Annotated in this window: 11 protein-coding genes; 8 read left to right on the forward strand and 3 right to left on the reverse strand. The window is 46.8% G+C overall.

The window, feature by feature from the left end:
• Positions 1-147: 147 nt before the first annotated feature.
• Positions 148-933, reverse strand: coding sequence for an IclR family transcriptional regulator (locus FIU99_RS05305; RefSeq protein ID WP_006959205.1), 786 nt, complete (start codon positions 931-933; stop codon positions 148-150).
• Positions 934-1,089: 156 nt separating this feature from the next.
• Here FIU99_RS05305 and pta point away from each other — a divergent pair, with 156 nt between their 5' ends.
• Together pta and FIU99_RS05315 are read left to right on the forward strand one after the other, a co-directional pair.
• Complete coding sequence (gene pta / locus FIU99_RS05310) at positions 1,090-2,139, forward strand: phosphate acetyltransferase (RefSeq protein ID WP_095560623.1); 1,050 nt, start codon at positions 1,090-1,092, stop codon at positions 2,137-2,139.
• A gap of 8 nt (positions 2,140-2,147) precedes the next feature.
• Entirely contained in the window at positions 2,148-2,909 is a 762-nt protein-coding gene (locus FIU99_RS05315; RefSeq protein ID WP_152472082.1) for a sulfite exporter TauE/SafE family protein, read from the forward strand.
• A gap of 11 nt (positions 2,910-2,920) precedes the next feature.
• Here FIU99_RS05315 and FIU99_RS05320 read toward each other — a convergent pair whose 3' ends face one another.
• Both FIU99_RS05320 and FIU99_RS05325 read right to left on the reverse strand, forming a co-directional pair.
• Positions 2,921-4,642, reverse strand: coding sequence for a cobalamin biosynthesis protein CobT (locus tag FIU99_RS05320; RefSeq protein WP_152472083.1), 1,722 nt, complete (start codon positions 4,640-4,642; stop codon positions 2,921-2,923).
• Complete coding sequence (locus FIU99_RS05325; RefSeq protein ID WP_152472084.1) at positions 4,635-5,627, reverse strand: MoxR family ATPase; 993 nt, start codon at positions 5,625-5,627, stop codon at positions 4,635-4,637. Before FIU99_RS05325 ends, FIU99_RS05320 begins: the two co-directional genes overlap by 8 nt.
• Positions 5,628-5,913: 286 nt before the next feature.
• Here FIU99_RS05325 and xsc point away from each other — a divergent pair, with 286 nt between their 5' ends.
• The 6 genes from xsc to FIU99_RS05355 all read left to right on the forward strand — a co-directional run bounded on the left by xsc (position 5,914) and on the right by FIU99_RS05355 (position 12,947).
• Positions 5,914-7,725 carry a sulfoacetaldehyde acetyltransferase gene (gene xsc, locus FIU99_RS05330; RefSeq protein WP_006959195.1) on the forward strand — a complete coding sequence of 604 codons (1,812 nt, stop codon included), beginning with the start codon at positions 5,914-5,916 and terminating at the stop codon, positions 7,723-7,725.
• 65 nt (positions 7,726-7,790) lie between these two features.
• The gene (locus FIU99_RS05335; RefSeq protein ID WP_031342876.1) at positions 7,791-8,828 is read left to right on the forward strand and encodes a YeiH family protein; all 1,038 of its coding nucleotides are present in this window, start codon (positions 7,791-7,793) and stop codon (positions 8,826-8,828) included.
• Between the two features lie 34 nt (positions 8,829-8,862).
• A complete protein-coding gene (locus FIU99_RS05340) occupies positions 8,863-9,651 on the forward strand; it encodes an FRG domain-containing protein (RefSeq protein ID WP_152472085.1) in 789 nt (262 codons plus the stop codon).
• A 255-nt stretch (positions 9,652-9,906) separates the two neighbouring features.
• Positions 9,907-10,332, forward strand: a complete 426-nt coding sequence (locus FIU99_RS05345) for a nuclear transport factor 2 family protein (protein ID WP_006959189.1) — start codon at positions 9,907-9,909, stop codon at positions 10,330-10,332.
• Positions 10,333-10,381: 49 nt separating this feature from the next.
• Complete coding sequence (locus FIU99_RS05350; RefSeq protein WP_006959187.1) at positions 10,382-11,833, forward strand: FAD-binding oxidoreductase; 1,452 nt, start codon at positions 10,382-10,384, stop codon at positions 11,831-11,833.
• A 112-nt stretch (positions 11,834-11,945) separates the two neighbouring features.
• The gene (locus FIU99_RS05355) at positions 11,946-12,947 is read left to right on the forward strand and encodes a TRAP transporter substrate-binding protein (RefSeq protein ID WP_006959184.1); all 1,002 of its coding nucleotides are present in this window, start codon (positions 11,946-11,948) and stop codon (positions 12,945-12,947) included.
• The last annotated feature ends 4 nt before the right edge of the window (positions 12,948-12,951 follow it).

The following is a 12,951-nucleotide window of genomic DNA, read 5'->3' on the forward strand; positions in this document are numbered from 1 at the left end:
TGGATTGAAGGGGTAGCGCTGTTGGAATCAAGCTGAGGGAAGATTATTATTTTGGTAGCATGAAGGTATAGAGCTGGTCGTACATATCTCTGGCGAGAAAAGCTGCGACCAGCTTGATCTGAAGCTGTCTGTCTGACTGCAAAAATACTATCCGCCCCAATTCTCAGCTTCAATTTTTGCAAGTGCTTTAGCGGCTTTCTGCAGGGCAGGGAGGAACTTGATGGCCTCATCCGGTTTGACTCGAATCACGGGGGCTTGAATAGCTAAACCGAGATTAGATTGTCCATTTGGTGACGGAACCAATACGGCGATACAGACTAAACCGGGTAAAAACTCTTCATCATCTATGGCAAAGCCGTGGATTTTTGCATCGTCGATGTTTCTCTCCAGCTCATCAAAATTGGTGATGGTGTTGACCGTATATTGGGTTAGCGGGACGCTTTCTATCAAGCGGCGGCGCTGAGACTTGGACATGTGAGCAAGGAACAGTTTTCCTGTCGCGGAGCAATGCACGGGGACTCGTGAGCCGGGGTGGAGATGGAAACGCAATGGCGCTTCGGTTTCAGCACGGTCGAGATAGATGATCTCGCCACTGGACAGAGCGGTCAGGTTACAACTTTCACCGACTTCCGCTCTAAGGTTTTCGAGAATGGTGCGGCGTGCACTGTGCATGGTGCTATTGAGCAACAAATTCTCAGCCAACTTTCTTAGGCGAATGCCTGAGCTGTAATGCTTTTCATCACCATCTTTCTGAATAATACCTGCTGATTCGAGCTGCTGAAGCATACGGTGTAGCGTCGGTTTTGGCAGTCCGGTCTCTTCCACTAAGCCTTGCAGTGAAATGAACTCGTCTTTCTGAGCGATCACCTCCAACAATGCAAAAAGTCGGAGTGTTGGCGTATCCCCCTGAATTTGAGGTGCTTCTTTTGTCATACTTTTATTCATCCTTGCGATACATCCAAGTCTAAGATTGTACAGTCCTAATAATAATATATCCATTTTCTGAATAAAAATTGATCTTTTGTTGTCTCGTCATTAACATGAAATAAATATATGGAACAATATGTCTCACTAAATGGAGTTTGTTAAATGAAAGCGATAAAAAGGATCATCAACAAAGCTCAACAGAATCGTAAGCGGATCATACTGAGTGAGGCGCAAGACCCGCGTGTACTCGCTGCGGCTCGAATGGCAGTGGACAGGAAAGTTGCCCACATCACTTTAGTTGGTGACAAACAAGTGATTCGTGATGCCGCCAAGTTGCATCAAGTCAGTCTTGCTGGGGTGCATATTGTCTCTCCTGACACTTCACCACTTAAAGAGGTGCTGGCTGAACGTTATTACTTATTGAGAAAGGCGAAAGGATTGTCTTACGACCAAGCACTGCAACAAGTGCAAGACCCGCTGATCTTCGCCAACCTGATGGTTCGTGAAGGCTTAAGTGATGGCACGGTCAATGGAGCGCAATACACAACTTCAGATGTGGTGAGAGCAGCGTTACAGATCATTGGCCCAGCGCCAGACAGTGAATTGGTGTCGAGTTTTTTCTTGATGATGCTGTGTGAACCGTTCCATAACCTTAAAGGGGGATTGATCTTCAGTGACTGTGGTTTAGTGATCGATCCTAATGAAAGCGAGTTGGCCTCTATCGCTGTGGCCGCGTCTCAAAGTGCTCGTAACCTTTTGATGGAAGAACCTAAAGTCGCAATGTTGTCCTTTTCAACCAACGGCAGTGCCAAGCACGAATCCGTCGACAAAGTTCGCCATGCCGCCCAACTGGTGAAACAGCGATGCCCAGATATTGCAGTCGATCAGGATGTTCAGCTTGATGCAGCCATCGTGACGGAAATTGCCGCCAAGAAGCTGCCAGACTCTCAAGTAAAAGGACAATCTAATGTGCTGATTTTCCCTAATCTGGAAGCTGGCAATATTGGATATAAATTGGCAGAAAGGCTCGGCGGTGCCGTTGCGATTGGCCCGCTTTTGCAAGGTTTGAATCAACCGGCGAACGATCTGTCTCGCGGCTGTACCGCCGACGACATCGTGAATGTCATTGCTGTGACAGTAGTGCAGGCACAAGAAGAGAATAACACGCAACCGGACCCGGTTGACCCCGCGCTCACCAGCAGCGTGAATTAGGAGATTGAATGGAAATACCCGCTTTACTGGCCATACTCACGACCATTGCCATTGGTACTTACTTTCAAACGGTAACGGGCTTTGGATTAGGAATCATAGTGATTGGCCTGACGGTCAGTCTGAATTTGGTCTCTTTACCTGTTATCGCCGCTGTGGTCAGCATTGTTACCCTGTTTAACTGTCTGGTAGCACTTGTTGGTAAGCCACTAAAGGGGGAATTGAAAATCATGCTGGTATTGGTCGTGGGTATCGTGCCCGGGGTCATGGCGGGTGTGTATTTGCTCGATGAGCTGAGCGAGTCGGCGACCAATATCATGCGAGGGATGCTGGGGATCATGATTCTCGGTGCCGGGCTGAACTTCATGTTTAAGCCCAAAACGCTTGAAAACCGTTCTACTTCGACTTCTTTTTTGTTCTCAGGGTTTGGCTCTGGTCTGGCTGGTGGCCTGTTTGGCATGGCTGGGCCGCCGATTGTCTACCACCTCTATAAACAGCCGTTTTCCATTGAGCTAGTGCGTAGCACTTTATTGATGGTTTTTGCGTGTACTTCGGCTTCTCGCACCGCTTATGTCTATCTTGATGGCAGTCTGGAATCGAGCATATTGCTGCTATCAGCAGTAGCTATTCCTTTGGTAACAGGAGTGACCATCATCGCGCGGCGTTTCCCACCCCCTTTATCTAATCAACAGCTGAGGAAGTTGGTATTTTCAGTACTGTTGATGATAGGCAGCTACCTGATCATCGCCTCTCTTCTTTCAGTACAACCTTAACAACGCCCTGTTCACCGTTTTAGCATAGTGAACAGGTGACGACAGATGGTAAACAAGCAGTTTTCCTGATGATCAATAATGATGTTGCGCTGATAATAAGGGCTGAGATCGACCCCCATTCCAACGCCATAGATGTCAATCTGGGTGCTATTCGTTGCTTGCTCGATGACTTGCTTAAGGTGGTTGTCGAGATAAAACGAATCGTTAGCCGTTGAGGTCGCGGTATCCATCGGGCACCCATCAGAAAAAACGATCAGAATCTTACGTTGTGCGCCTTGTTGAGTGAGCCGTTGGCTTGCAAACAGAATAGCTTCACCATCTATCCCTTCTTTGAAAATGTCGGCTTTACGAAGGCTGGCGATTCCCCGTCTTGCACGGCGCCAGTGGGTATGAAAGTCTTTGAAAACTATATGGCGTACTTCATTTAAACGCCCTGGGTGCTGGGGTTGCCCTTGCTTCAGCCATTGCCGGTAAGCTCGGCCGCCATTCCAGTTTCCGGTGGTGAATCCGAGAATTTCACATGGGATGTCGGCCAGCCCGACAGATTTAAGAAAGGTATCCATTAACATGCTGAGCTTATGGGCGTGTTTTTGCATTGAACCTGAGCAGTCGATCAGGAAGGAAATGGCAACGTTGGAAGAGGCGCCGATGTCAGTTTGAAAGAAGATGTGGCGATCATGGGGCGATGTCACCACCCGTGTAATGGCGGCGGCGTCAACGGTGCCTTCTTCTAACTGATCCCGATGACAATTTTGCTCTGGCATTAGCACACTGCTGGCTAATATCGCCGCCAGACGTCGGGTATTGATCGAACGCGCCATCATATCATCGGTTAGTTTCTGTCTTAGTTCATCGAGCAGAGCATGGCGGACAAGGGACGTCGCTTGGCGAACTTGATCAAATTCACGTGTATAAACCTGGTACTGCGCATCGGCCAATTCAAACACTTTACTCTGGCCGGTTTCATCGGCTGGAATGTCAGTCTCTTCTATATCTCCGTCGACGATAAGGGCAATTTGCGCGAGGATTTTGATGTCTTCTTCGACGATAGGTGTGCTTTGGTTCTCGGACTCTTTTTCTTCGCTTTCAATGAGTTCGGAAACACACTGGGCAAGTTGCAGAGCGTAAGTCGAAAACTCGGCTTGCTGATGCCTATTTTGTTTTAATGACTTGAGCGAATGCCCGATTAACGGCACGATTCCGGCACGCGTCGCTTCAATCGACTCGGCAATCGGTTCAGTAACCGCAACGCCAGTTAATCTTGAATAGATCACCTGCATCAGGGTAAACAGCAGAATACCGAGGCGAGATTCAGTAAAACCATTTTGATGATATTGCTCACTCCAATAAGCGAAGTTAAAGCGAGTGCTCCGTTGAACACCCTTGAAATGCTCTGGGATTAATGACTCTACCCGTACTTGTTCGCAGAAGTCGAAAAGCAGCCTTTCAATGTCATGTTCTGGTCGCCGTGCTTGGTGCATATGTGAGTCGGATAAAAGCAGTCTCAGTGCGGCTGAGTCCATTTTTCCCTGCGTAGCCTGTTTACTTTTTGTCAGTTCGTGACGAGTCAAGAAAGTCAGGTCATTGGTGTGGGCAGACAGAAAATAAAACGGGCGATTGCCTTTGTACAGACGGTCACCTCGGTAGCTTAATGTGTCTTCGCCACTGATTGCACGGGCGACAGAAACACTCAGGTCGAGGATCTTTTTCTGCTGAGAGGAAACACTAGCCATGGCTGATGGGCTCCTGAGATGTGATCGCGCATTTGTCAGAGAGCAGAGCCTCCCCAAAGCAGCGGTAGTAATACTCAGCGACCAGTTCTTGCTCTTCATCTTCACAACGATTGACGAAAGACAGCCTGAAAGCGGTAGCGACGCTGTTGAAAATCTGAATGTTTTCCGCCCAAGTCAGAACGGTTCTTGGAGACATCACGGTGGAAAGGTCACCGGCGGCAAAGCCATTTCGGGTAAGCCCTGCGGTGGCAATCATCTTATTGACCAGTTGGCGTCCGTTTTCCGTGTTGAGCTGGGGGATCTTCGACAAGACGATTGCGGCTTCATGCTGGGCATCCAAATAGTTGAGAGTTGCGATGATATTCCAGCGGTCCAACTGACTGTGGTTGAGGACCTGAGTCCCGCTGTACAGCCCAGAAAAGTTACCCAAACCGAGAGTATTGCATGTCGCAAACAGGCGAAAAAACGGATGCGGGGTGATCACACGATTCTGTTCGAGAGACGTGTATTTGCCATCTTGTTCCAGCAATTGCTGGATAACAAACATCACATCTGGCCTGCCAGCATCGTATTCATCCAGTACTAATGCGATTGGCTGTTGTATGCTCTGAGGAAGAATACCTTCTTTAAATTCAGTGACCTGCAAACCATCTTTGAGCACTATGCTGTCTTTGCCAATTAAGTCGAGTCGGCTCAGGTGGCCATCCAAATTGATTCGCAGACAAGGCCAGTTGAGTCTCGCTGCGACTTGTTCGATGTGCGAAGACTTGCCCGTACCGTGCATGCCTTGGATCAAGGTGCGTCGGTTTGAAGTGAACCCAGCTAAAATCGCCAGTGTGACCTCAGGATCAAAGCAATAGTTAGGGTCTATCTTAGGAACATATTCTCCTTTTTGTTCAAATGCCAACACCTCCAAATCACTGTCGATGCCAAAGGTTTCGCGAACGCTAACCTGCTTGTTTGGTGCCATGAGTGCCTGATCCATTTTCCTTCCCTCTTAATACAGCGCTGATCCCCATATGTTCAGTGACGATCTACTAGCTTGAACAAATCTGTGCTCGATTATGAGCAGGTCTGAATGACTTAACGACACTTTCTGTACAAAAAACTGTCAATAATGTGATCTAGTTTTATTAATTAGAATGAATTGTTCCAATTTGATGAAAAAATTTGACGGCGAAAAAATCCCCAACTAAGGTGAATTTGAATCAAAAAAAGAGACAATTCATTCCGAAAAGTGAAATTTATGTCAATTCAAGGAGAAGGGAAGAATGAGTGAGCAAGAAAAACGCACGGTTGTTTCCGGCAATGCGACAATGACACCATCAGAAGCATTCGTTGAGACCATGGTTGCCAATGACGTAACAGATATGTTCGGCATCATGGGATCAGCATTCATGGATGCGATGGATATATTCGCTCCTGCAGGCATTCGATTGATTCCGGTAGTGCACGAGCAAGGCGCTGCTCACATGGCTGACGGTTACTCACGAGTTTCTGGACGACATGGTGTTGTTATTGGACAAAATGGTCCGGGCATCAGTAACTGTGTTACTGCGATTGCAGCGGCTTATTGGGCACACAGCCCAGTTGTGATTGTCACACCAGAAACGGGCACAAAGACTATGGGTCTTGGTGGTTTCCAAGAGTGTAACCAGCTGCCAATGTTTCAGGAGTTTACTAAGTATCAGGGCCATGTGACCCATCCAGATCGTATGGCGGAGTACACAGGTCGCTGTTTTGACCGAGCAATGAGTGAAATGGGCCCAACCCAGCTCAACATTCCTCGTGATTACTTCTATGGTGAAATTCAGACTGAGATTCCAAAACCGGCTCGTCTGGACAGAGGCCCAGGTGGTGAACAATCCCTGAATGAAGCGGCAGAGCTGATCGCAGAAGCGAAATTCCCTGTCATCATTTCAGGTGGTGGTGTGGTCATGGCCGATGCGATTGAAGAGTGTGCGGCCCTTGCAGAACGTTTAGGCGCTCCAGTGGTTAACAGCTACCTGCATAACGACTCATTCCCAGCCAGCCATCCTCTTTGGTGTGGTCCACTAGGCTATCAAGGTTCTAAAGCGGCAATGAAGCTGATTTCTCAGGCCGACGTGGTGATTGCGCTCGGAACTCGTCTTGGTCCATTTGGTACGTTGCCACAGCACGGTATGGATTACTGGCCGAAAGACGCCAAAATCATCCAGATTGATGCTGATAATAAAATGTTGGGTCTGGTTAAGAAAATCTCTGTTGGTATCTGTGGTGATGCGAAAGCATCAGCGGTGGCATTAGCGACAAGGCTTGAAGGACGTGCTCTGGCATGTGATGAAAACAAAGCAGTACGCTTGGATAAAGTCGCGACAGAAAAAGCATTGTGGGAAAAAGAGCTCGACGAGTGGACGCATGAACGTGACCCGTTCAGCCTAGACATGATTGAAGAAAATGCTAATGAAACACCGTTCTCTGGTGGTGAGTACCTACACCCACGTCAGGTACTGCGTGAACTTGAAAAAGCGATGCCAGAAGATGTCATGGTGTCTACCGACATCGGTAACATCAACTCAGTGGCGAACAGCTATCTTCGCTTTGAAAAACCGCGCAGCTTCTTTGCAGCAATGAGCTTTGGTAACTGTGGTTACGCTTTCCCAACCATTATTGGTGCTAAGGTTGCAGCGCCACATCGTCCGGCGGTTTCTTACGCAGGTGATGGTGCATGGGGGATGAGCCTGATGGAAACCATGACGTGTGTTCGTCACAACATTCCAGTGACTGCGGTGGTATTCCATAACCGTCAATGGGGCGCAGAGAAGAAGAACCAGGTCGACTTCTACAATCGCCGCTTTGTTGCTGGTGAGCTGGATAACCAGAGCTTCGCAGAAATCGCACGCGCAATGGGGGCTGAAGGGATTACCGTCGACAAACTAGAAGATGTTGGCCCAACTCTGCAAAAAGCCATCGACATGCAAATGAACGAAGGCAAAACCACCATCATTGAAATCATGTGTACTCAGGAATTGGGTGACCCGTTCCGCCGAGATGCACTGTCTAAACCTGTTCGCTTCCTCGACAAATACAAAGACTACGTATAAGTCGCGGGCTGGCTGTCCGGTCAGAAAGTGGCCGGACTCAGGGATTGAGTAAGATGGTGGATGTAATGATTTCTAAAACAATGAAAATGCCGCGTAGTCTCTACTTTGAGGCGACAGGCATCGCACCGGGATTGCTGCTAAGTGTCGTGATTGCAGCGGCAGCAACCTTTGTCTCTGATCATTATGGAGGCCCTAAGTTTCTTTATGCATTGTTGCTGGGTATCTCATTGCACTTTTTATCCGATCACGAAAAGTGCGGTGCAGGTATCGAGTTTGCGGCAAAGAAACTGGTGCGGATTGGTGTGGCATTGCTGGGCGTGCGTATTGCTTTCAGCGATGTCAGTGCGATTGGGCTGGAAGGGGTAGGGATTCTGGCTGGCGCAGTCGTACTGACCATTTCATTTAGCCTTATATTGGCAAGACTGCTTAACGTATCGGGAACGTTTGGCCTACTTGCTGGGGGCGCAACGGGAATCTGTGGCATTTCAGCGGCCATGGCCATTTCATCCACCATCCCTCAAAGCAAGGAGAATGAGCAATACACCCTGATGACAGCGATTGGCGTCGCCGCATTCTCAACAATTGCCATGGTGTTGTATCCACTGATTGTTAATTCACTTGGCTTAACAGCGAGTGAAGCGGGGATGTTCCTCGGTGGTTCGATTCACGATGTGGCGCAGGTAGTTGGCGCCGGATTCATGTTATCGACAGAAATCGGCGATGCATCGACGCTAGCGAAGATGTTCAGAGTCGCCATGCTAATGCCAGTGATTTTACTCATTGCATTAACTTTCAGGGTAAAAAGTCATAACGGCAATTCAGATTCGCATATATCAACACCAATAATGCCGTTCTTTCTGATTGTGTTTATTGGATTAATTACGATTAACAGTTTTGGTTGGGTTTCTGCGCCATTGGCAGAAGGTATGTCTGAACTTTCTAAATGGTGTCTGGTGATTTCAATTGCAGCTTTAGGGGTAAAAACCTCATTTGAAAAGCTTTTTTCTCTCGGATGGAAACCAATACTGTTATTACTGCTTAATGCTATTTTTATAGCGGGATATATGTTGACTGTGATTTATGGTCAACGAATGGTTTCTTAGTATTTGTGATTATTAGTACTATAAGGATGTAATTATGGATGATAAACACTACATAAGTTCGATTAAAGACTTTTTCAATATAATAGAAACCATTGGTAATAATAGCGGTCCAACTTTATATCATGCACATGAAAATAATAACTCAATATTAGTTCCTAAACTTGGTTGTGTTCGTGCTAGAAATATATATGACCTAGAGCAAGAGACGTTATCAGCCATTAGAGTTTATGGCTTCCATTGTCAGGATAAGCGTGAGATTAATGACTGGCTATTGATGTGTATGGCGAGGCTACAAGGCTTTCCAACCAAGCTATTAGAATGGACTGAGAATGCCAGTAAAGCGCTGTGGTCTGTCTGCCACAGTGACAATGTTCAGAGTATGACGGTACTTAAAGCTAATGATAATCAGCATGTTAGATTTGTTGATTGCCCATACTCTCTGAAAAGCACAAAGATATTTAATGCTGCAAGCTGTGATACGTATGAGCGAGACCGAGAGAAGTGGTATTCCATCCACCCTCTGAAACGCAGCGCGACAGAATACTTTGAATCCTTGTATGCGGAAAAGGAATATGCAAATCGATTGACATTGATTCATATATTACCTTCAGTGAAAAAGAAACTTATAGAGGAATTGATAGCTATGGGTATTTCGTATCAATCTGAAAAAGAAAATACAGATGTGCATACTCACTTAAATGATGCAGAAATCATGAGTAATAAAAATAAAGGAGATATTTCATCAGAACATGATAATAAAAATGAACAACGTGTTCTTGAACAATACGGAAGAGTTTATCATCAAGACTTTGATTTTGATTGAGCATACAGTGTCATTATTATTTAATAATTCAAATTGATAGCTTTATTAAATAAATCTATATTTTATTTTTAATTGAATAATTAAATAGTCATAAAACTGTAATCTGTGAACTCAACGTTTGAATTAAATAAAACTCAAAGATAAAGTGAGGGACCTTGTTAACAAAATGTTAACTAGTCTTATTGCTCTAATTATAAATGGCAGATCATCTGCTGATATTAAACCAATAACGTAAACATAAAAGGACCTTGGAATATGAATATGCAAACTACTGCAGCGACATTAGTACAAGAAAACCAAGTCGATAGTGCTTTCTTACAATCATTTAGCGATGCGTGGAACAATCACGATGTTGAAGCCTTGATGACGTTCATGACTGATGATTGCGTATTCCACACGGTTGCTGGCGAAGGATTGTTTGGCACCACTATTGAAGGAAAGGAAGCGGTTCGTGACAGCTTTGCAGCGGTCTTCAAAAACTTCCCTGATGCAGCTTGGAGTGATCCGGTTCACTTCGTCTGTGGTGACCAAGCCATTACAGAATCAACGTTCTCTGCCACCAATCCAGATGGCAGTGTGACTGAAGCTCGTATGGTCGATGTCTTCACACTTAAAGGTGGCAAGATCCAAGTGAAGAATGCGTTCAGAAAAACTCGACCGGCACAGACTCCTAATAAATAAACGCGCTAAGAAATCGTTATTCACGTGTTATGACCAGGAGAGTCGAATTATGAGTTTAGTCATGGACCAGCCAGCCTTTGATGCTGAAGAGCCTCAGGTAAAAACGACACAAGCAAAAGATAAGTACGATCCCAAGTACGATCCGCTTAAAGACAAAAACCCGGGACAGGGTAAGGAATACGCGCCGACTTACTGGGTTGATACGGCAGGCGCACCGCCAGAAGACGACGGCCCGATCACATCCGATATGGATGTTGATGTCGCCATCATTGGCTCCGGATTTACCGGCTTAAGCACCGCGATTCACTTAGCTGAAATGTACGGCATTAAAGCGACAGTGATTGAAGCCAACCGTTTAAGTTGGGGGTGTAGCACCCGAAACGGCGGGCAAGCGCAATGCGCCTCCGGAAGACTGAAGCGTTCACAATGGATTCAACGCTGGGGTGTTGATACTGCTCTAAAAATGCACCAAGAGTGTGTGGATGGAATGAACACCTTTAAGTCTCTGATCAAAGACATTGATTGTGATCCTCAGCCGGGTGGCCACTTCTACATTGCTCACCGCGCCAAGATCATGCCGACGTTGGAGAAGGAAGCCAAATTGCTTCGTGAGACCTTCAACTATGATGCGCAGATCTTAGATGCCGACACTGTAAAACGAGAGTACGTTGGTGATCAGGAAGCGGCGGGGGCGATGCATGAGCCTGAAGGCATCGGTATTCATGCGGGCAAGTTGGCGTTTGGTTACTTGAAAAAGGCGCGAGCACTTGGAGTTAAAGTGCACCCCGCCAGTCCAGTCACAGGGTGGGAAACCCGAGGTGGTGTGCATTATCTCAAGACACCTGGCGGAGTGGTGAAAGCGCAGTCGGTCGGTGTGTGTACGGGTGGCTACACCAGTCAGGGTCTGCATTCTTCTCTCAAAAACCGTCTGTTGCCGGTGCTATCTAACTCCATGGTGACGCGTCCACTGACTGCAGATGAAATAGCAGCGTGCAATTTTAAAACCAATCAGGTGATCACCGATACACGCGTATTGCGTCACTACTACCGTTTATTGCCAGACAACCGAGTACAGATTGGTACACGAAGTGCTATCACGGGCCGTGACGCTCCGCAGAAAAAGTACGAAGACATGCTAAGAGCAGATCTGGCGCGTAAATTCCCCGCACTGGATCAGATTCAGGTCGATTACTCGTGGTGGGGCTGGGTAGACGTCAGCCACGACATGATGCCGCGGATTTATCAGCCAAACCCGAGCGAGTCCATTTTCTATGCGTTGGGCTATGGCGGAAATGGCGTGATGTATTCGGCGCAGGCTGGTAAGCGCTTAGCACAGTGGATAGCAGGTGAAGGCCATACACTCGACCTTCCAATATTTGAATCAAAACTTCCATTCCCGAACGTGAGGGAAGTGGTGGAATCGGAGTTATTTGCACCATTTCGACGAGTTGGGCAGCGGTTCCTCTATCAATGGTATCAGCTAAAAGATGAGGTGCTGTAACCAGTTAAACGTTCCAGATTAGGGAAATACAAACGACCAGGAAAGTTGTACCAGGTCACCTTGTGAGCAAAGCGTAGGTAGGGAATCTGCGCGATATGAAAAGGTTAAGACTATGAAACTTATAAAGAATAAAATTGTAGCAGGCATGACAATTGTAGCGATGACAGTATTGTCACACTCAGCGGCTGCACAAACTTTCAAGATGGCAATCGGCGATGCCGCCGGTGGCACTCAATGGGAACTCGGCACTAAGTTTACAGAGTTGATGGAGCAAAAAACGGATGGCAAGGTCAAAATCGACCTGTTTCCGAATGGTCAGCTAGGTAACGAGCAAGATACCGTCAACGACGCGGCCATTGGGCTGTTGGACTTCTCTGTTTTGGCGATCAATAACGTCACACCTTTCTCTCCAACGGTTGGCCTTCTAACTATGCCTTACGTGATTCAAAGTGCTGAAGAAGCTGTGCTATTGACGCAAGGTCCTGTCGGTCAGGAGCTGGTGGAAAACACCATCCGTGATGCTGGTGTGCGTGTTGTGGGCTGGGCCTATTCAGGCTTCCGTGTGCTGACAAACTCGAAAAAACCGGTTGCGTCTCCGGCTGACCTAAAAGGCTTGGTGATTCGTGTCCCTCGTAACGAAATTATGATTGCCTCTTATCAGGCTTGGGGCGTAAACCCAACTCCGATGGCGTGGTCTGAGACATTTACTGGTCTGCAACAAGGCGTGGTTGATGGTCAAGACAACCCATACATCACTGTCTATGCGATGAAGTTTAACGAAGTGCAGAAGTACGTCACCAACATTCGTTACATCTTCTCGCTTGAACCACTGATCATCAGTGAAAGTATCTTCCAGCAACAATCTCCTGAAATGCAGAAAATCATTCTTGATGCAGGTAAAGAAGCAACGGAACACAGCTTTGCTTACCTACAGGAAACAGAAAGCAAAATTCGTAAAGACCTTGAAGACAAAGGCATGGTGTTTACAGACCCAGCTGACGGTGAGAAAGAGTGGATTGATAAAGTCACTAAATCTGTCTGGCCTAAGTTTTACTCAAGTATCGGAGGCAAAGAAAAGCTAGATAACGTTCTTGAACTACTGGGTAGACAATAACGAC

Source organism: Vibrio sp. THAF64 (genome assembly GCF_009363455.1).
Classification (GTDB): Bacteria; Pseudomonadota; Gammaproteobacteria; order Enterobacterales; family Vibrionaceae; genus Vibrio; species Vibrio coralliilyticus.

What these genes read in the sequence shown, in the direction of transcription:
- FIU99_RS05305 (WP_006959205.1), bottom strand. Translation starts at nt 933, where the DNA reads ATGACAAAAGAAGCACCTCAAATTCAGGGGGATACGCCAACACTCCGA.
- pta (WP_095560623.1), top strand. Translation starts at nt 1,090, where the DNA reads ATGAAAGCGATAAAAAGGATCATCAACAAAGCTCAACAGAATCGTAAG.
- FIU99_RS05315 (WP_152472082.1), top strand. Translation starts at nt 2,148, where the DNA reads ATGGAAATACCCGCTTTACTGGCCATACTCACGACCATTGCCATTGGT.
- FIU99_RS05320 (WP_152472083.1), bottom strand. Translation starts at nt 4,642, where the DNA reads ATGGCTAGTGTTTCCTCTCAGCAGAAAAAGATCCTCGACCTGAGTGTT.
- FIU99_RS05325 (WP_152472084.1), bottom strand. Translation starts at nt 5,627, where the DNA reads ATGGATCAGGCACTCATGGCACCAAACAAGCAGGTTAGCGTTCGCGAA.
- xsc (WP_006959195.1), top strand. Translation starts at nt 5,914, where the DNA reads ATGAGTGAGCAAGAAAAACGCACGGTTGTTTCCGGCAATGCGACAATG.
- FIU99_RS05335 (WP_031342876.1), top strand. Translation starts at nt 7,791, where the DNA reads ATGATTTCTAAAACAATGAAAATGCCGCGTAGTCTCTACTTTGAGGCG.
- FIU99_RS05340 (WP_152472085.1), top strand. Translation starts at nt 8,863, where the DNA reads ATGGATGATAAACACTACATAAGTTCGATTAAAGACTTTTTCAATATA.
- FIU99_RS05345 (WP_006959189.1), top strand. Translation starts at nt 9,907, where the DNA reads ATGAATATGCAAACTACTGCAGCGACATTAGTACAAGAAAACCAAGTC.
- FIU99_RS05350 (WP_006959187.1), top strand. Translation starts at nt 10,382, where the DNA reads ATGAGTTTAGTCATGGACCAGCCAGCCTTTGATGCTGAAGAGCCTCAG.
- FIU99_RS05355 (WP_006959184.1), top strand. Translation starts at nt 11,946, where the DNA reads ATGAAACTTATAAAGAATAAAATTGTAGCAGGCATGACAATTGTAGCG.